The organism is Serpentinimonas sp. SMBJO2 (assembly GCF_056341105.1).
Genome location: NZ_CP150628.1, coordinates 2484760 through 2501155 on the forward strand (window position 1 = coordinate 2484760; position 16396 = coordinate 2501155).

Annotated in this window: 13 protein-coding genes, 1 tRNA gene and 1 CRISPR repeat array (1 of these 15 cut by a window edge); of the genes, 6 read left to right on the top strand and 8 right to left on the bottom strand. The window is 67.2% G+C overall.

From position 1 onward, the window contains the following. Positions 1 to 997: a CRISPR direct-repeat array (repeat unit 28 nt; unit sequence GGTCGATCCCCGCTCACGCGGGGGAGAC); it begins 10562 nt to the left of the window's first position. Between the two features lie 60 nt (positions 998 to 1057). The 8 genes from cas2e to cas3 are packed head-to-tail and all read right to left on the bottom strand — an operon-like array spanning position 1058 to position 9545. Further along, complete coding sequence (cas2e, locus tag AAAZ40_RS11610) at positions 1058 to 1357, bottom strand: type I-E CRISPR-associated endoribonuclease Cas2e (RefSeq protein WP_476464036.1); 300 nt, start codon at positions 1355 to 1357, stop codon at positions 1058 to 1060. Beyond that, positions 1329 to 2195: a type I-E CRISPR-associated endonuclease Cas1e gene (gene cas1e / locus AAAZ40_RS11615; protein WP_476660503.1), complete on the bottom strand. Its 867-nt coding sequence runs from the start codon at positions 2193 to 2195 to the stop codon at positions 1329 to 1331. The genes cas2e and cas1e overlap by 29 nt, the downstream gene beginning before the upstream one ends. A gap of 29 nt (positions 2196 to 2224) precedes the next feature. Next, a complete protein-coding gene (locus tag AAAZ40_RS11620) occupies positions 2225 to 2926 on the bottom strand; it encodes a type I-E CRISPR-associated protein Cas6/Cse3/CasE (RefSeq protein WP_476660504.1) in 702 nt (233 codons plus the stop codon). Further along, positions 2923 to 3648: a type I-E CRISPR-associated protein Cas5/CasD gene (cas5e, locus tag AAAZ40_RS11625; protein WP_476464033.1), complete on the bottom strand. Its 726-nt coding sequence runs from the start codon at positions 3646 to 3648 to the stop codon at positions 2923 to 2925. Before cas5e ends, AAAZ40_RS11620 begins: the two co-directional genes overlap by 4 nt. A 9-nt stretch (positions 3649 to 3657) precedes the next feature. After that, positions 3658 to 4797 (bottom strand): type I-E CRISPR-associated protein Cas7/Cse4/CasC, encoded by a 1140-nt coding sequence (cas7e, locus tag AAAZ40_RS11630; protein ID WP_476464032.1) that lies wholly within the window; start codon positions 4795 to 4797, stop codon positions 3658 to 3660. Between the two features lie 44 nt (positions 4798 to 4841). Further along, on the bottom strand, positions 4842 to 5390 hold the full coding sequence (casB, locus tag AAAZ40_RS11635; RefSeq protein WP_476464031.1) for a type I-E CRISPR-associated protein Cse2/CasB: 549 nt from the start codon (positions 5388 to 5390) through the stop codon (positions 4842 to 4844). Next, complete coding sequence (gene casA, locus AAAZ40_RS11640; RefSeq protein WP_476660505.1) at positions 5387 to 6970, bottom strand: type I-E CRISPR-associated protein Cse1/CasA; 1584 nt, start codon at positions 6968 to 6970, stop codon at positions 5387 to 5389. The genes casB and casA overlap by 4 nt, the downstream gene beginning before the upstream one ends. Further along, complete coding sequence (cas3, locus tag AAAZ40_RS11645; RefSeq protein ID WP_476660506.1) at positions 6948 to 9545, bottom strand: CRISPR-associated helicase Cas3'; 2598 nt, start codon at positions 9543 to 9545, stop codon at positions 6948 to 6950. Before cas3 ends, casA begins: the two co-directional genes overlap by 23 nt. Positions 9546 to 9706: 161 nt before the next feature. On the opposite strand from cas3, the gene AAAZ40_RS11650 reads away from it, so the two are divergent. From AAAZ40_RS11650 to AAAZ40_RS11675, 6 genes are all read left to right on the top strand, one after another. Beyond that, on the top strand, positions 9707 to 11245 hold the full coding sequence (locus AAAZ40_RS11650; RefSeq protein WP_476660507.1) for an AMP nucleosidase: 1539 nt from the start codon (positions 9707 to 9709) through the stop codon (positions 11243 to 11245). A gap of 63 nt (positions 11246 to 11308) precedes the next feature. Beyond that, complete coding sequence (locus AAAZ40_RS11655) at positions 11309 to 12448, top strand: FAD-dependent monooxygenase (RefSeq protein WP_476660508.1); 1140 nt, start codon at positions 11309 to 11311, stop codon at positions 12446 to 12448. 153 nt (positions 12449 to 12601) lie between these two features. Continuing rightward, positions 12602 to 13324, top strand: a complete 723-nt coding sequence (locus tag AAAZ40_RS11660; RefSeq protein ID WP_476660509.1) for a DsbC family protein — start codon at positions 12602 to 12604, stop codon at positions 13322 to 13324. A gap of 39 nt (positions 13325 to 13363) precedes the next feature. Then, positions 13364 to 15391: a M61 family metallopeptidase gene (locus AAAZ40_RS11665; protein ID WP_476660510.1), complete on the top strand. Its 2028-nt coding sequence runs from the start codon at positions 13364 to 13366 to the stop codon at positions 15389 to 15391. A gap of 39 nt (positions 15392 to 15430) precedes the next feature. Further along, the gene (locus tag AAAZ40_RS11670; protein WP_476660511.1) at positions 15431 to 16213 is read left to right on the top strand and encodes an enoyl-CoA hydratase; all 783 of its coding nucleotides are present in this window, start codon (positions 15431 to 15433) and stop codon (positions 16211 to 16213) included. A gap of 81 nt (positions 16214 to 16294) precedes the next feature. Next, positions 16295 to 16371 (top strand) — tRNA-Met (locus AAAZ40_RS11675). Positions 16372 to 16396 lie beyond the last annotated feature (25 nt).

The following is a 16396-nucleotide window of genomic DNA, read 5'->3' on the forward strand; positions in this document are numbered from 1 at the left end:
CCCCGCTCACGCGGGGGAGACCTCATCCGCAGGGAGTACAGGCGCATGAGGGCGGGTCGATCCCCGCTCACGCGGGGGAGACGCCGGGTCGGTGAACAGTGCGCCTGTCCATGTGGGTCGATCCCCGCTCACGCGGGGGAGACCGAGGCGGACGGTGAGGCGGACGATGGTGTTAAGGTCGATCCCCGCTCACGCGGGGGAGACTGCACGCCATCCATTACCTTCTGCCACATAGCGGGTCGATCCCCGCTCACGCGGGGGAGACGGGTAGGGCCAGCGCCAGCACGCGGGAGGTCAAGGTCGATCCCCGCTCACGCGGGGGAGACTGGGATACATCGGCGGTAACACGGCGCAGAAAAGGTCGATCCCCGCTCACGCGGGGGAGACCGGGCAGCGCGGTCATGCCCCTGGTGTGGGGTGGGTCGATCCCCGCTCACGCGGGGGAGACCTACGTCAGGGGGCCGGGCACGGTCACCAATGAGGTCGATCCCCGCTCACGCGGGGGAGACTTCCTAACAAACACGCGTCCTGCGGTCGCACTGGGTCGATCCCCGCTCACGCGGGGGAGACTCCACCTACTCCCCGCATGGCTGCGCGCCATCAGGTCGATCCCCGCTCACGCGGGGGAGACGTCCTGCACGCCCAGGTCGGCTATGGCGCGCAGGGTCGATCCCCGCTCACGCGGGGGAGACTCGACACCGGCCGATCAGGAGGCCTGGGCCAAGGGTCGATCCCCGCTCACGCGGGGGAGACGCCATCAACGACAGCCGCACCCGGCCTCACCACGGTCGATCCCCGCTCACGCGGGGGAGACTGTAGGCGGTCTGCACGCCGTTCCTGTAGATGGGGTCGATCCCCGCTCACGCGGGGGAGACTCGTACCGTGACCGTCGAAGAGCAGTCCGGCGCGGTCGATCCCCGCTCACGCGGGGGAGACGCCAAGCCAGAAACGGTGAAAGCCTGCGCACGCGGTCGATCCCCGCTCACGCGGGGGAGACTCTAGATCATAAGCGATTGACTGCGCTTGTGATTTCGATTTTTAAGGAACCTGTACGGCGTCAGGATGCCGCTCTGCGCGATAGCAGGAGACCATCCACCTCGACCAACTCAACCGGCGGGCTGCCGAGTGTGCGCATGGCTTGACCGCCCGGCACATCGCGCTCTTGCCAGAGCAGCACGATGGAGGCTTCGCGTTCGTTTGGAAACCAGTCTTCGAGCACGCTCCACAGGCGCGAGCGCACCGCAGGCGAGATGCGCGGAGCGCTGTAAACGCCGGGCGCCACTTCGAGCATGACCGATGCCAGCAAGCCGCGCACCCGCGCCGACACATTACGCGTCACGACCACTGTCATTGACATCAAACAGCTCCTTGATGCGGTCGATCATGCGCGGAATCAGCTTTTCCTGCCGGAACATCCGCACCGCACGGCGGCGCACCTCGCTCTCCAAGTTGTGGGCCTTGCCTTCTGTGCAGGCCTGCACGGCACCAAAAGCCAGCGGCAGCACAAGGTCGATGCGCCAGAGGTCGGCAATGTCGAGCGTGAAGGCATTGCTCGATTCTTCGTGTATAAAGCCCAACGGTGGCAGAGCCCCAACTACCGCTACCGCAATGTCGGCGGCCGCCTCGACAAAAGTGGCGGCGTGATTGATGGCTTGGTTGGGAAGGTCGGCGGCACCGGGGTCGCCGCGCTCATAACGGCGGCCTTGCCAGTCGATGCCGAAGCGTTGCGCCACCAGCCGGTAACTTTCCTTGACGCGCGCGCCTTCGATGCCGCGCAACGTCTCGATGTCGCGGTGTGGCAGGATGCGCCCAAAGCGCCAACCATAAAGGCGCCGTGCAACGTCCAACCTCTGCTTGGGGTCGGCCCACTGCTGGGCGTGCCGCCTTGCCACGTCGGAGTGGCCTTGACCCATGGGCGGCGCGGTATAGCTCTTGACGCCGCCCTCGCCTACCGCAGCGATCAGGGCTCCGTGCCGGGCGCACAGTCGCAGCACATCCTGCGTTAGGCTGGTGCCCGGGCCGAGCAAAATCATAGAAACGGCCTGATACGGGATGGCGTAGTCGCCCGCGTCCATCACCTCGCTTTGGGCGGCAACGAAACGCAAGGTGCCGTCTTCCACCGACAGCTTGCCGTATTCCAGCCACAGCAACCCATGCCGATCCGCGTGCGGAATGCGCGCTGCGGCCAGCCCCAAGCGCCCATGCAGCAGACCCAGCGCCGGACTCATGTGCCAGCCGGTGCAAGCAAGACCATGCCAAAGCCGAAGGCGCGGTGGCGGCCGATGCCGCGCGCCAACAACTCCCCAAAACGCTGCGGCTGCGCAATCGCTGCCTCGGCCACAAACAGCGCTTGCGGACGCTGCACCAGTTGCAGGCGCACCCGGTCATTGCGTGCGCGCCGCAGCAAAGACTGGCGCGCGATCAGCCCGCGCAGCTCGATGCGCTCGAAGTCCAAGGCGTGCTCCCAGCGCTCGATGAACCATTGGCGATAGACCTCGGCCCGCGCCGGGGTGGCGTCGCCCAGCCGATCCAGCGCGTTCAGGTAGGCATCTTTTTCCTCGGCGCCGTGGCGCACCACCGGGCAGGCCAACACCTCCAGCCGCAGGCGCTGCCGTGGGTTCCAAGTGTCTGGCATGGGCTTGCTGGCCACGGCGTCTTGCGCCATCACTGCCCAAGCCGCTGGCGGGGCAAAAGCTTGCGCGTGCGCCAGCAGTTCGGTTTGGCTCAGGGGCGTGTAGGCCAACACTTCGCTGCGGGCATCGAAGTATCGAAACGGCTTGGGCGCATGGTCACCAAACAACGCGGTCAGCCACAGATGCAGGCTGTAGCCCAGACCCTTGTCGCCGTGGGTGACGCCGCGCTCAGCGGCAAAACGCAGCAAGGCCGGCAAGTGCAGCGGCAAGCGGATCAAATGCAGTGTGCTCATGCCCCAAGCTCCAGAAACCCGAGCGCCATGCGCTGGCTGCCACGGTGGATGTTGTGGGCCCAGTCGCGCAGATCGTAGCGCTCCTCGTGCTGCACGCCGTCGCCCTCATCGAGGGGCCAGATGGCGCTCACGCGCCGCGCTCTGTGGCGCGGCCCGATCTCGGCCAGCGGTTCGGCGGCCAATGCTTGCCTGACACCAGACGCTTGCCTGCGTCCCAGAAAAATCGGGCCCGCCGGCAGACAGGGTTTACGGCCTATGAACAGTGGACGGGCTGGGGCAAGCAAGGCCGCCTCCAGCGCTTGCAGCGAAGGCTCACCAGCATCATCGAGCGCGTCATTGAGCGCAATGGCCAGCGTCAGCACACCATTGGCCCAATGGTCGCGCCAGCGCTGGTGCGTGCCACGGGTGGCGGCTCCATCGCCACGATCTTCGCGCCTGCCGCGCGTCGTCCAGCCGGTGTCTTGCATGAAATCCTGCCCTAGGTCCACGGTCTGGTACTCGGTCAAGGGTTCAGGCTCGGCATCCCAGCGCGCGGCAAAGCGCAGCCGCTGTTGCAGGCTTTGCAGCTGCAGCGTTTGGCGATGATCCCAGCCTAGGGCATTGCCCAGCAGCCCGGTCAGCATGGAGGCGCCGGGAAAGCGCCAAGTGGGGTTGAGTTGGTCCACCACCACGGCGCCAAAGCTCATCAAGGGCGCATCAAAGCGCAGCATCAAGCAGTCCATGGCTGGGTCTCAGGCGGTGCGCTGCGACCACAGGGCACCGAGTGCGGCCTGAAGCACCTCGGGCACCGTTTGTGCTGCCGGCAGGTTGCTCGGCAAATCGAGCGCGCTGGCGCAATGGCGGCTTGCCCCTGCACTGCCATACATGGCATCGAGGCGGGCCATATAGCCTGCCAGCGCCTCCAGCGCGGACTGTCGCAAGTCCAGACCGTCCCTGGGGCGCACGCTGTTGAGAAACGCATTGGACAGTGCGCGGGGCTGGGTGCGCCCGACCTCGAGCAGCAGAAAATCGGCATGGGCATACGGTGCGGTGCTGCCGAGTTTGGCGCCCGGACTTTGCAGCAAGATGGCTTGGAGCAGCACCTCCAGCACCTTGCGCGCCGCGCTCGGGTCGGGGCTGAGCCAGTCTTTGGTCTCGCAGCCGCTCAGGTTGGATACCAGCAATGGCACATCGACCACCACGTAACCGTAGTACACGCCGGCACCGAGTTCGGTTTGGTTGGCGTGCGCGGCCCCGGTTTCATCGTCGCGGTTGAGGTCATCGACGACGGTGAAGTAATCCATTTCGGTCTGGGCTGCGTGCACGGTGAAGGCGTGCGCCACGTGCACCGGGGCATCGACACGGGCCAACAGGTCGGAGGTGACCATGCGGCCAAACAGGGCCGCGCTCAGACCGGCCGCAGCTTTGCTCATGGCCTTGAGGTTGTCTTTCTCCCCTTTGGTTTTAAGCCGCTCCTCAAGCGCCCGCAGGGGGTCGTCCAGTTGGCTCGCGTCGCGCATTAATTGAACAAAGTAATCGGCCTCACGCAGCCCCAGCAGCACCGGCTGGTTGAGGTCTCCCCCTTCTTTGACGCCGCCTTTGATCAGGGCTTTGGCCAGCGGTTCGATCAGGCTTTGCGCACAGGCTTGTGGCACGCCCGCAGCAATGGCCTGTGGCAAAACGGTGCGGGTGAAGAAAGATCGGGTGCGCTGGCCATCGGGAAGTTCGGGCAGCTGCGGCGTCACGGTTTCACGCCAATGGCGCTTGAGGCACTGGGAAGACACGCGCAGGCGCTGCGCATTGCCAAAGGGGATGCGCTTGGCCAAGCCGGCATCGTCGCGGTTGAGCAGGCTGGCGGGGTAGGCGGTAAGGGTGTGGATTTGCAAAAACATTGCGGGCTCCTTGGGTTTTTCAAAAAGGCATGGAAACAAGGCGATCAGTTCTCGGCACCTGACGGGCTTGGCAGGTGGCGGTAGTAGCCCAGCGCGATCCGCCGGTGCAGGCTCTCGCGCTTTTCAGGGTCGTGGGTGAGCAGGTAGAGGGCCCAGTCGGTCCAGTTGCAGCCCTCGTTTTTGGCAGCCAGAAAGCGCGCGGCCGACTGATAAAAATCAAAGCGCAGCACCTCGGGGGCCGAAAGCAGGCGCTCCAAGCGTGCTTGGGCAAAGCCAGACTGCGCCAGCGCCTCGCCCAGCGCACGCTGCGCTTGGTGCGCCTTGGAGCCCGAGAGCGCCAAGCCCCAGACGATGGCCATCCAATCCAGCGTTTGCTGCTCGGAGGGCGGTTCGGTGCGCAGATGCTGTAACCAGAGGCGGTAGTAGGCCAGCGGCAGGGGCGCACTCGGGGTCCAGCGCTTGAGCGCTGCCCGGTCTGCGTTGGGGTAGTGTGCCTGGGCCAACTCGTGTGCCAGACGACTCACAGTTTGCTCTAGCCCCGGCTCGGCGGCGGCGGGCACGGTGGTGGGCTGATCGATCGCTTCGGTGTTCATGTATTGCGCTCCTGTGGTTCGGGCTTTGTGGGCAAAAGGCTGTGCTTGCTGAGCACGCCCATGAAGGCGCTGTGGGATTGGGTGAGGGCGCGCCAGCGGCGGTTGGCTGGTAGCGGCAGGCGCGTACTGGCTTGGTCGAGCACGCGCCGGGCGTTTTGCACCAGCAGGGTGCGCCAGTCGCGCAGCACCACCTCGGGGTCTTCGTCGCAGCAGCGCCACAAGGCGGGGTAGTAGTGCAGCGGCCAATCTCGCTCAAAATCGCGCTGCACAGCGGCCACCCAATGCTTGATGGCTTCGCGGTCAAAGTCGGCCTGCTCCGGTCCGCCTTGGGCGAGCACTGTCAACGCAGTGCGCAGTGCAGCCGCTGCGTGCTTGGCGTCGGTTAACAGGGTTTGCGCCTGCTCGGCTAGCCGCTTGCGTTGTGCACTTTGAGCATCGCCCATTGGGCGGGCAAAGCTCTGACGCGCCTTGGCCGGAACAGGGAGTTCCAACCGGTGCAGCCCATCGGTTTTGCCTTGACCGCGCACCAACACGCTGCCCACCAACCAACCGGCGGTTGGGCCGGCCCGAGGGGTCTGCAGTGGGCTCAGTTCGTAGCCTTGTGCAAACAGCAGGTCGGTCACCAGTTTGGGGCTGAAACCCTGGCTCGAAACCGTCAGCGCCGAAGCGCCCTTTTTCTTGTCCTCCACATTGATCGCCGTCCATGGGTCGCCCACGTCGCCACCGTCTGGGGATTTGGGGCCGATCTGGCGCGCAGCGCTGGTGGCGCCGAGCGCAAGCAAGTTTTCGTTGGCATCGAGCCCAAGGCGCAGGGGCCGACAGGCCTCGATGAAGCACGGGTCCAGATCGCTCAGGGTGTATTGATGATCGCTGCGCCGCCACGGATGCAGCCATGTGAGCACCACGCCATCTGCGCGGTAGCCGTAGCGCCCGTGCGCAAGGATGTCGGCGCGATGCGCCAGCACGATTGGCAAGGCCTCGAGAAAGCGGCGTGCCGGGTGCAAATCGTTTGCCCAAGAGAGGATGGCGCGGCTGGCAAAACCGCCGTTCATGCGCACAATGCCAAAGTTACCTGCCCCGAGATAGCCCTCGGTGGTCTGCAGCGTCAGCAGGGCGTACAACCACGCCTTGGGATCGGGACGACAAAACCGAGCGGCTTTCACATCGTGGTTTTTGGCTGTGACCAGCACATCGAGCTCGTTTGGGGTGCAGGCTTTGACCTTCTCGTAGCCCTCAATCTTGGCATCTGGGCTGCTCCATGGGTGCTGCATGAAGGCCGGCTGCGTAGAGTCTTCCACATGAAGGTGCCAAGCCGACGCTTTGCCCGCGGCCAGCAGCAGCAGCCCAGCACGCCAGTAATCGGGGTCGGGCGGCGGCGTGGCGCTGGGCTGGCGTGCCAGCACCGCAGTGGCCAGTTGCACCAAGAACACGTGCCAAGGCTCGGCTTGGTGCGCGCGCAAGCCCGTATAACCCTCCACCTCAGCCGCGCAAAGCAGGCTCAAGAGTTGCGGCAGATCGACGCGGCGCTCGCCTTGGGGCGTGCTCACACCGATCAATTCATCGCGCAGCAGGTCGTGCATCGTTTTTCTCCAACCCGAAACGGGTGTAGCTGAAGTGGAGCGCACCAATGGCAAAGTCGAAACCCGCTGCGGTTGCCACCGGCAACAAGGTTTCCGGGGCTGGCGCGCCTTTGAGCCAGCGCGCTGGCAAGGTCAGGCTGTCCAGCGCCTGCCCGAAGGGGGATCGGCACGCTGACCGCAGAGGCAGCTCGTAACTCGGATCACCCAGCCGGGTGAGGACCCGCCCTTGGTCGCTTGCATAGTGCAACTCCCCAAAAGGCAGGTCGCGCATCAGCGATCGGTCGGCTTGGCGCAAGTCGGCCAAAAAATCACCGTTCATGTAGTCGTCGTGCTTGCGCCAGAGCGGCCCAAGGGCAGCCCAAACTTCGGGGTGGGTGGTGGTTTCGATGCGCTCGCGGTTTTGCTGCGGGATGACGATCTGGGGCTGACCGGTCAAGCTCTCGAGGGTGCATTGCAGCACCCGACCGTCGGCATAGACACTGCCCAAGCCCGCTGGGCCGTTCAATTCCCCTCTGGATTGCAAGTACTGACCCAGTGGTTTTTCAGGCAAACGCACGAGCACGCGCGCCGCTGCAAATCCAGCAGGCCGATGGATACGTTCATGCCGATGTAGGCGCCCTATGCGCTGCAACAGCACGTCCATCGGAGCCAGGTCGGTGACCAACCAGTCGGCGTCGATGTCTAGGCTTTGCTCCAGCGTTTGCGTGCCGACGAGCAGCAAAGGGCCGTTGGGCGATCCTTTGCCAAGGCGCCGCGTGACTTCGGCGTCGAGCCGTTCGCGGTCGGGGCGGGCAAAGCGGCCGTGGTGCGGGCAGCGCACGCCATTGAGTTCAAACAAAGCAGGCAACAGTTGTGGCGCCTGTGCAGTCAGATGCGCTTCCAGCGCCCGCAGCAGGCTGTTGCAGCGCCCTACGGTGTTGCACACCACCAGCACCCGCGCGCCTTGAAGCAAAGCAGCGGTCAGCGGCATCAGCAAGGGGTCATCGGCCAGCGTAGGTTGAAACTCCACCGTGATGGTGCGCGCCGCCCGGCCGCTGGCCACAGGCATTAGGCTGGATCGAGTTGCCAATGCGGGATAGGGTTTTGTCAGCGCTTGCGCCAGCGGCAGGGTTTCGCGGTCAAACAATTTTGCCGCCGCCGCTTCGCCCAACGTAGCCGACAGCAGCAAGGCGCTGCCACCGCGATTGATGTGCGCACGCAGCAGCACCCGCAGCAACTCGCTCATGTAGGTGTCGGAGGCGTGCACCTCATCGACCACCAGCAGGTGCCGATCTAGGCAAACCGAACGCAGCAGGCTGTGCTTGGCCTTGAGCACCGACATCAGCGCCTGATCGATGGTGCCCACTGCCACGGGCGCAGCCAGAAAACGCTTGGGCCGCTCAGCCGCCCACTGGTTTTCGCGCCGCTGCGCTTGGGCATCATCTTCCCACAAGGTGCCAACCGGATCGGGCAGGATCGGGGCCCCGTCGACCCGTGTGTAACCGGACACGGCCAGCAGCACGGGCGCGGGCCGTGCGGGCGGGTCAAAGGCCGCATCGATGGCCCGCAGCACACGCCCGTACAACTCGCGCGCGGCCACCCGGGTGGGCAAGGCGAAGTACAAGCCTTCGACCTGCCCGCTGGCATAGAGGCGCATGAACCAAGCCAGCGCGGCCTCCGTCTTGCCAGAACCGGTATCGGATTCGATCAAGGTCAGGCGCGCCGCGTCGTCAGCAGGCAGGGTGTAAGCCAGAAGATGTTGCAGGGGGTGCGCTGCAAACCCGAACACCTCGGCAAAAGGTTTGGCTTGCCGCCATCCGGGCGCCTTGGGTGGACTCAGGCCAATGGTGCGCAGCGCCCGCTGTGCTGCAACCTGGGCCAGATGAAACCGGTTTTCGTCATCGGAGGCACGGTAGGGAAAAAACTGGGTATCGGAGCCGATCCAGTCGGCCAGCATCACCAAGCCCGCAAAGCGCTGCTGCAACTCGGGTGTGGCGGCTATAGGGGCTGTGCTAGCAGAAAAAGCAGCCGCAAAGGCAGACCGCGCCCGAGCGGCCAAATCGGCCAACGCCTGCATGGGGCAGTAGCTTCCCGTTTGTGGATGCGGTGGCACCCAGTGCCGGTTCATGGCGTGAAGGCCGGCCGCATTGCAATCCAGCACCGAAACCGGCTTGCCGTGGTGCGAAATGGCGGCCAGCAGCATTTGCAAGGCCCCATCACCATCTTCGTTGGGCTTAAACCACCCACACAACGTGCCGACGAGGCTTTCCCACTCGGCGGGCCATGCAGCGCGAAGATTGTCGTTGAGAAGCAAGGCGGCGGCTTCAAAGACATGCCCCGCCGTGTCGCGCGACTCAGGCTCGGCCTTGCGCTGAAAACCCGCGTTGCACTTGCCAAAATCGTGCAGAAAAGCGATCACGCAAAGCCGCTCTTTTTGCGCGCTGCTGAGCTCCCCCAGACGCGCCAGCGCAGGCAAATCGAGCAGCGCACGCAGCACCAGTGCCACATCGAGGCAGTGGTCGGCCAAGGGGTGGCGGCGGCCATCGGGGGAGAGCTTGCCCCAAGGTTGCGTGGGTGCGGCGCAGTTCACCGCCACACCCGATGCGGCAGCGGGCCCAAGCGCGGCAGCTCCGCAGCGCCACGGCAAATACTGCGCTTGACTTGGCAACCGACGACTGAAAAAAGTGCCTCCCGCATACGCCAAAGCCCCCTTTGTCGGCCATTATACAGTCGCTTCTGCGCCACAATGCCCCCACCATGCCGCACAGCCCGCCCCACAGCCCTCCCTTCACCCCGCCCCAAAGCTACAACGACGCCGCCGCCGCGCTGGCCCAGGTGCAGGCGCTGTACCAGCGCGCGGTGGCGCATTTGCGCCAAGCGCTGCACCAGTACGTGCGCGCCGGCGGCGCCAGCGCACCCCAGCGCGTGCGCGCCTGCTACCCCTTCGTGCGCCTGCACTGCCAGCGCGCCCACGGCGGGCCCGGCGCGGGCGCGCCCAGCCGCCTGAGCTATGGCTTCGTCGCCGGCCCCGGCCGCTACGAAACCACCCTGACCCGCCCCGATCTGTTTGCCAGCTACTACCTAGAGCAGTTCGAGCTGCTGCTGCACAACCACGGCGGCGCGCTCGAGGTGGGGGTGAGCAACCAACCGATCCCGCTGCACTTCGCGCTGGCCGAGCACGAGCACCTCGAGGGCGAGCTGAGCCCGGCCCAGCGCGCCGCCCTGCGCGACTGCTTCGACCTGCCCGACCTGAGCCTGATGGACGACGGCATCGCCAACGGCACGCACCAGAGCGCCGCCCACGAAGCGCAGCCGCTGGCGCTGTTTGGTGCGGCGCGGGTCGATTACTCGTTGCAGCGGCTGCGCCACTACAGCGGTACCGCCCCGGCCTGGTTTCAGGGCTTCGTGCTGTTTACCAACTACCCTTTCTACGTCGATGAGTTCATCCGCCTCGGGCAAGAGGCGCTGGCCAACCCTGCGAGCGAATACCTAGGCCTGGTCGAGCCCGGCAACGTGCTCACGCCGCGCGCGGGTTTGAGCGCCGCCGAACAACAGCTGCTGCACGAACTTGCACAAGGCCAACCGGGCCGCGCTTTGCCGCGCCTGCCGCAGATGCCGGCCTACCACCTGCTGCGCGCCGACGGCAGCGGCATCACGCTGCTCAACATCGGCGTCGGGCCCAGCAACGCCAAGACCATCACCGACCACATCGCCGTGCTGCGCCCGCACGCCTGGCTGATGCTGGGCCACTGCGCCGGACTGCGCAACAGCCAACAGCTGGGGGATTACGTGCTGGCCCACGCCTACGTGCGCGAAGACCACGTGCTGGACGAAGAACTGCCGCTGTGGGTGCCCATCCCCGCGTTGGCCGAAATCCAGCTCGCGCTCGAAGGCGCAGTGGCCGACGTGACCGGTTTGAGCGGCGCCGAACTCAAGCGCATTTTGCGCACCGGCACCGTGGCCAGCACCGACAACCGCAACTGGGAGCTGCTGCCCGGCCAGACGCCGCAACGCCGCTTCAGCCAGAGCCGCGCCGTGGCGCTCGACATGGAAAGCGCCACCATCGCCGCCAACGGCTTCAGGCTGCGCGTGCCCTACGGCACCCTGCTGTGCGTGAGCGACAAACCGCTGCACGGCGAAATCAAACTGCCCGGCATGGCCAACGCCTTTTACCGCGAGCGCGTCGATCAGCACCTGCGCATTGGCCTGCGCGCCATCGAGCGCCTGCGCGCCGGCGGCGTCGATCAGCTGCACAGCCGCAAGCTGCGCAGCTTTGCCGAGGTCGCGTTTCAGTGAGGCCCAGCGCGTGATGCCACAAACCGTGCTGCCCCGGCCGCTGCCCCGACCTACAATGCGCGCATGAACCCACGGTACGACGTCGCCATTTTGGGCAGCGGTGTGGTGGCACACACGCTGGCGCTGCTGCTGGCGCGCGAGCGCCTGCGGGTGGCGCTGCTGCGCCAGCCAGCGCCAGCGGCGGCCAGCCCCGACATCCGCGCCTACGCCCTCAACCAGGCCGCGGTGGCGCTGCTGAGCGATCTGCGCGTCTGGCCCGAGGCCCCGGCGGTGACGCCGGTGCGCCAGATGTGGGTCTGCGAGCCCGACGCCGAGCGGCCTGCCGCCCTCAACCTGCACGCGCCTGCGGCGCAGCAGCCACTGGCCTGGATCGTGGATGTGCCGGCGCTGGAGCAGCGGCTGGCGCAGGCGCTGCCGTTTCAGAGCGGCATCGACCTCGTGAGCAGCCCCCCCGCCGCCGAACTGTCCGTGATCTGCGAGGGCAAGCACAGCCGCAGCCGCGCCCAGTTCGGCATCGAATACGAGGTCACACCCTACGCCCACACCGCCGTGGCGGCGCGGCTGCGCTGCGCGCGTGCGCACGAGGGCGTGGCGCGGCAGTGGTTCCAGCATGGCGAGGTGCTGGCGCTGTTGCCCATGGACGGCCCCGAGGGCCAGCTGGTGGCCCTGGTCTGGTCGGTGCCCCACGCGCGCGCAGCCGAGCTGCTGGCCTTGCCGGCGCCCGCCTTTGCCGACGCCGTGGCCCAAGCCTGCGACCACGCCTTGGGCGCCATGAGCACCGAAGGCACCCCCGCCGGCTGGCCCTTGCAGCTGTCGCGCGCCCGGCATTGGGTGCGGCCCGGCTTGGCGCTGGCAGGCGACGCCGCCCACGCCATGCACCCCTTGGCCGGCCAGGGGCTGAACATGGGTCTGGGCGACGTGGCCGAACTGGGCCGCGTCTTGCGCACGCGCGAATACTGGCGCAGCCCCGGCGACTGGCGCCTGTTGCGGCGCTACGAGCGCGCGCGCCGCGCCGATTTCGAGCGCATGGCCACCCTCACCGACGGCCTCTACAGCCTGTTTGGCCACGGCGACGCGCGCGTCGCGGCGCTGCGGCGCTGGGGGCTGCGGCGCTTCGACACCCTGACGCCGCTCAAACACCACGCCATCCGCCTGGCGATGGGTGGCACCGAGGCGAATGCTGCGCCCTGTGCCACCCCCTAAGCCCTCCACCCGAGCCCCCAGATGCAAAGCCCTCCTGTCGGCACCGCCACCCCAGCTCGCTGCCATGCCGCGGCAGCAGGGCCCCAACCGCCGCGACCGGCGCCAGCGCGGCGCACTGGATTAGGCACTGGGTTGGGCACTGTTTGGCTTGGCTTGTGGCGCGCGTGCTGGCGCGCCGGCGCCCTGGCCGCCCTGCTCGCCGTGGGCACGCTGGCCAGCGCCAACGAAGCCACCATCCGCGCCAACCTGGCCGAGCGGCTGCCCAACCTGCCCCAGATCGAGGAGGTGCGCGCGACACCCATGCGCGGCCTGTTCGAGGTGCGCATCGGCGCCAACCAGATTTTCTACTCCGACGCCGAGGGCAACTTCCTGCTTCAGGGCCAACTGATCGACACCCGCGGCCGCAACAACCTGACCGAACAGCGGCTCGAACAACTCAACGCCATCGCCTTCGATCAGTTGCCGCTGCGCGATGCATTCACCATCGTGCGCGGCAACGGCCAGCGCCGCGTGGCCGTGTTCCAAGACCCGAACTGCGGCTTTTGCAAACGGCTCGAGCGCGATCTGAGCCGCCTGAACCATGTCACCATCCACATCTTCCTGTACCCGATTCTGGGGCGCGACTCGCTCGCCAAGTCGCAGCACATCTGGTGCGCGCGCAACCGCGCCCAAGTGTGGGAGAACTGGATGCTGCGCAACGTCGATCCGCCTGCGGCCAGCTGCGACACCAGCGCGCTGCAGCGCAACCTGGCGTTTGGGCAACGGCACGCCATCACCGGCACCCCCACCACCTTCTTTGCCGACGGCTCGCGGCTTTCGGGCGCCGCCGGCTTCGAGGTGCTCGAGCAGCGCCTGAGCGCGGCGGCGGCGCGTTGAGCGGGCGCAGATCGGCCCATCCCGCCTACCCCCGCGCCCATGACCACTGCCAGCCGCGCCCCATCGAACGACCCCGCGCCGCCTGCGTCCGCAGGGCCGGCAGGAACCGCCACCGCCACCGCTGCCCCCGCTCAGCCCCCCGGCCCGCGCTACGTCGTCGAACTGATCGAGCTGCACGCCCACCTGTACACGCTCACCCTGCACATCAGCCAGCCGGCGCGGCAGCAGCGCGTCAGCCTGCCGGTGTGGATACCGGGCAGCTATCTGGTGCGCGAGTTTGCCCAGCACCTGCACGGCCTGTGCGCCGACTGCGACGGCCACGCCGTGCCGCTGCGCCAGCTCAACAAAAACACCTGGGAAGCCCCCACCCCAGCCGGTGCCCAGCTGCTGCGGCTGCGCTACCAGGTCTATGCCTACGACGCCTCGGTGCGCAGCGCCTGGCTCGACGCCGAACGCGGTTTCTTCAACCCCACCAGCCTGTGCCTGCGCGTGCATGGGCAGCAAGCGCGCTCGCACACGCTCGAGCTCTGGGGCAGCGCCGCCACCCAAGGCTGGCAAGTGGCCACGGCCCTGGCGCCCATTGCCCCCGATGCGGCCCATGCCGACGCCCCCCACCGCCTGGGCCGCTGGCAGGCCGCCGACTACGACCAGTTGGCCGACAGCCCCTTCGAACTGGGCCGCTTCTGGAGCGCCGCGTTTTGCGTGCGCGGCGTCGCTCACCGGCTCGTGGTCAGCGGTGCCGGGCCGGGTTTCGATGGCTCGCGCCTGCTGCGCGACACCCAGGCCATCTGCCAAGCTGGCATCGAATTCTGGCACGGTGCGCACGAGGCGCCGCCCTTTGACCACTACCTGTTCATGCTCAACGCCCGCCACGAAGGCTACGGCGGGCTCGAGCACCGCCACAGCACCGCCCTGATCTGCCGCCGCGCCGACCTGCCGCAGCTGCCTCTGGGTGGCGCCCCCGCCCCGGCGCTCACCGCCACTGCGGCCCAGGTTCCAGCCCTGGGCGCCAGCGACGGCTACACCAGCCTGCTGGGCCTCATCAGCCACGAATACTTTCACGCCTGGCACGTCAAGCGCCTGCGCCCGGCCGAGTTCAGCCGTTACGACTACGACGGCGAACAGCACACCGAGCTGCTGTGGCTGTTCGAAGGCTTCACCAGCTACTACGACGACCTGCTGCTGCTGCGCGCCGGCCTGATCGACGAAGCCTGCTACTTGCAGTTGCTCGCCAAAACCCTCAACCAAGTGCTGCACAGCCCGGGCCGGCTGGTGCACAGCCTGGCCCAATCCAGCTTCGAGGCCTGGACCAAATACTACCGCGTGAGCGAAAACAGCCCCAACGCCACCGTGAGCTACTACGCCAAAGGGTCCTTGGTGGCGCTGGCGCTGGACCTGCAGCTGCGCGCCGAGGGCCGCAGCAGCCTCGACGCGGTGCTGCGCACGCTCTACCAGCGCGGCCAGGGCGGCCCAATGCACGAGGCCGACCTGCTGGCGGTGCTCGAGCAATGCGGCGGGCGCAGCTACGCCCCCGAAATCGCGGCCTGGGTGCATGGCTGCGCCGATCTGCCATTGCCCGAGTTGCTGCGCACCCAAGGCATGGACTGGCTCACCGAGCCCGCGCCGCTGACGCAGCAGCTGGGGCTGCGCGTGAGCGAAAGCGAGGGCCTGCTGATCAAAAACGTGCTGCGCGGCTCGCTGGCCGAGCAGGCCGGGCTGGCCGCTGGCGACGAATGGCTGGGCCTGGAAGTGGGCGGCGCAAGCAACGGCTGCACCCGCAACGGCAACACCCACGCCACCCCCAGCGCCTGGCGCGTGCGCACACTCGACGACGCCGCGCGCCACGCCCACGGGCAAACCAGCGTCGTGGCGCTGGTGGCGCGCGACGGCCGGCTGCTGCGTCTGCCGCTGCGCTGGCCCACACCCGAGCAGCCCCAAGCGCTCACGGTGCGGCTGCAGCGCCTTGCCGCAGCGGCCACCGCAACAGCGGCCAGCCCACCACCGGCCAGCCCAGACCAGGCAGCCCGCCCCGATGCGCCGTGGCACCGCCTTGCCGGCGCGCTATAGTGACCGCTCCCGCCCAACCCTGAACCAGAGACACCACCCATGAGCCCAACTTATCTGAACATCCTGGTGCGCACCGAAGGCCGCGTCGGCCTGATCACCCTCAACCGCCCCAAGCAACTCAACGCCCTCAACGACGATCTCATGGACGAGCTCGGCGCCGCCCTCAAAGCCTTTGACGCCGACGCCGACATCGGCTGCATCGTGCTCAGTGGCAGCGAAAAAGCCTTCGCTGCCGGCGCCGACATCGGCGCCATGGCCCAGTACAGCTTTGCCGACGTGTACAAGGGCGACTACATCACCCGCAACTGGGAAACCGTGCGCAGCATCCGCAAGCCCATCATCGCCGCCGTGAGCGGTTTTGCCCTGGGTGGCGGCTGTGAACTGGCCATGATGTGCGACTTCATCATCGCCGCCGACAACGCCAAATTCGGTCAGCCCGAAATCAAGCTCGGCATCATCCCCGGCGCCGGCGGCACCCAGCGCCTGCCACGCGCCGTGGGCAAGTCCAAGGCCATGGAGCTGGTGCTCACCGGGCGCATGATGGACGCCACCGAGGCCGAACGCGCCGGCTTGGTCAGCCGCGTCGTGCCGCTGGAGCAACTGCAGGACGAGGCCCTGGCTGCCGCCCTGACCATCGCCGGCTACTCGCAGATCGCCGTCATGGCGGCCAAAGAGGCGGTCAACAAGGCCTTCGAGGGCACCTTGGCCGACGGCATGGCCTTCGAGCGCCGCCTGTTCCACGCCCTGTTTGCCACCGCCGACCAAAAAGAGGGCATGGCCGCCTTCGTCGAAAAACGCCCGGCGCAGTTCACGCATCAGTGAGGCCGCGCCGGCTGCAACGCCGGCGCGCAGGCGCCGGTGTCGGCGAGGGGGTTTCAGACCTGCTACAATGCTGGGCTGGAAGGCGCTTTAGCTCAGCCGGTTAGAGCGACGGAATCATAATCCGCAGGTCCGGGGTTCGAATCCCTGAAGCGCCACCAAAATGCCAAAACCCGCTGCCGCGAG

Bases quoted from the DNA above. Each gene is read 5' to 3' on its own strand.
- AAAZ40_RS11655 (WP_476660508.1), top strand. From the start codon at position 11,309: ATGAACCCACGGTACGACGTCGCCATTTTGGGCAGCGGTGTGGTGGCA.
- AAAZ40_RS11650 (WP_476660507.1), top strand. From the start codon at position 9,707: ATGCCGCACAGCCCGCCCCACAGCCCTCCCTTCACCCCGCCCCAAAGC.
- AAAZ40_RS11665 (WP_476660510.1), top strand. From the start codon at position 13,364: ATGACCACTGCCAGCCGCGCCCCATCGAACGACCCCGCGCCGCCTGCG.
- casB (WP_476464031.1), bottom strand. From the start codon at position 5,390: ATGAACACCGAAGCGATCGATCAGCCCACCACCGTGCCCGCCGCCGCC.
- AAAZ40_RS11670 (WP_476660511.1), top strand. From the start codon at position 15,431: ATGAGCCCAACTTATCTGAACATCCTGGTGCGCACCGAAGGCCGCGTC.
- cas5e (WP_476464033.1), bottom strand. From the start codon at position 3,648: ATGGACTGCTTGATGCTGCGCTTTGATGCGCCCTTGATGAGCTTTGGC.
- AAAZ40_RS11620 (WP_476660504.1), bottom strand. From the start codon at position 2,926: ATGAGCACACTGCATTTGATCCGCTTGCCGCTGCACTTGCCGGCCTTG.
- casA (WP_476660505.1), bottom strand. From the start codon at position 6,970: ATGCACGACCTGCTGCGCGATGAATTGATCGGTGTGAGCACGCCCCAA.
- cas2e (WP_476464036.1), bottom strand. From the start codon at position 1,357: ATGTCAATGACAGTGGTCGTGACGCGTAATGTGTCGGCGCGGGTGCGC.
- cas7e (WP_476464032.1), bottom strand. From the start codon at position 4,797: ATGTTTTTGCAAATCCACACCCTTACCGCCTACCCCGCCAGCCTGCTC.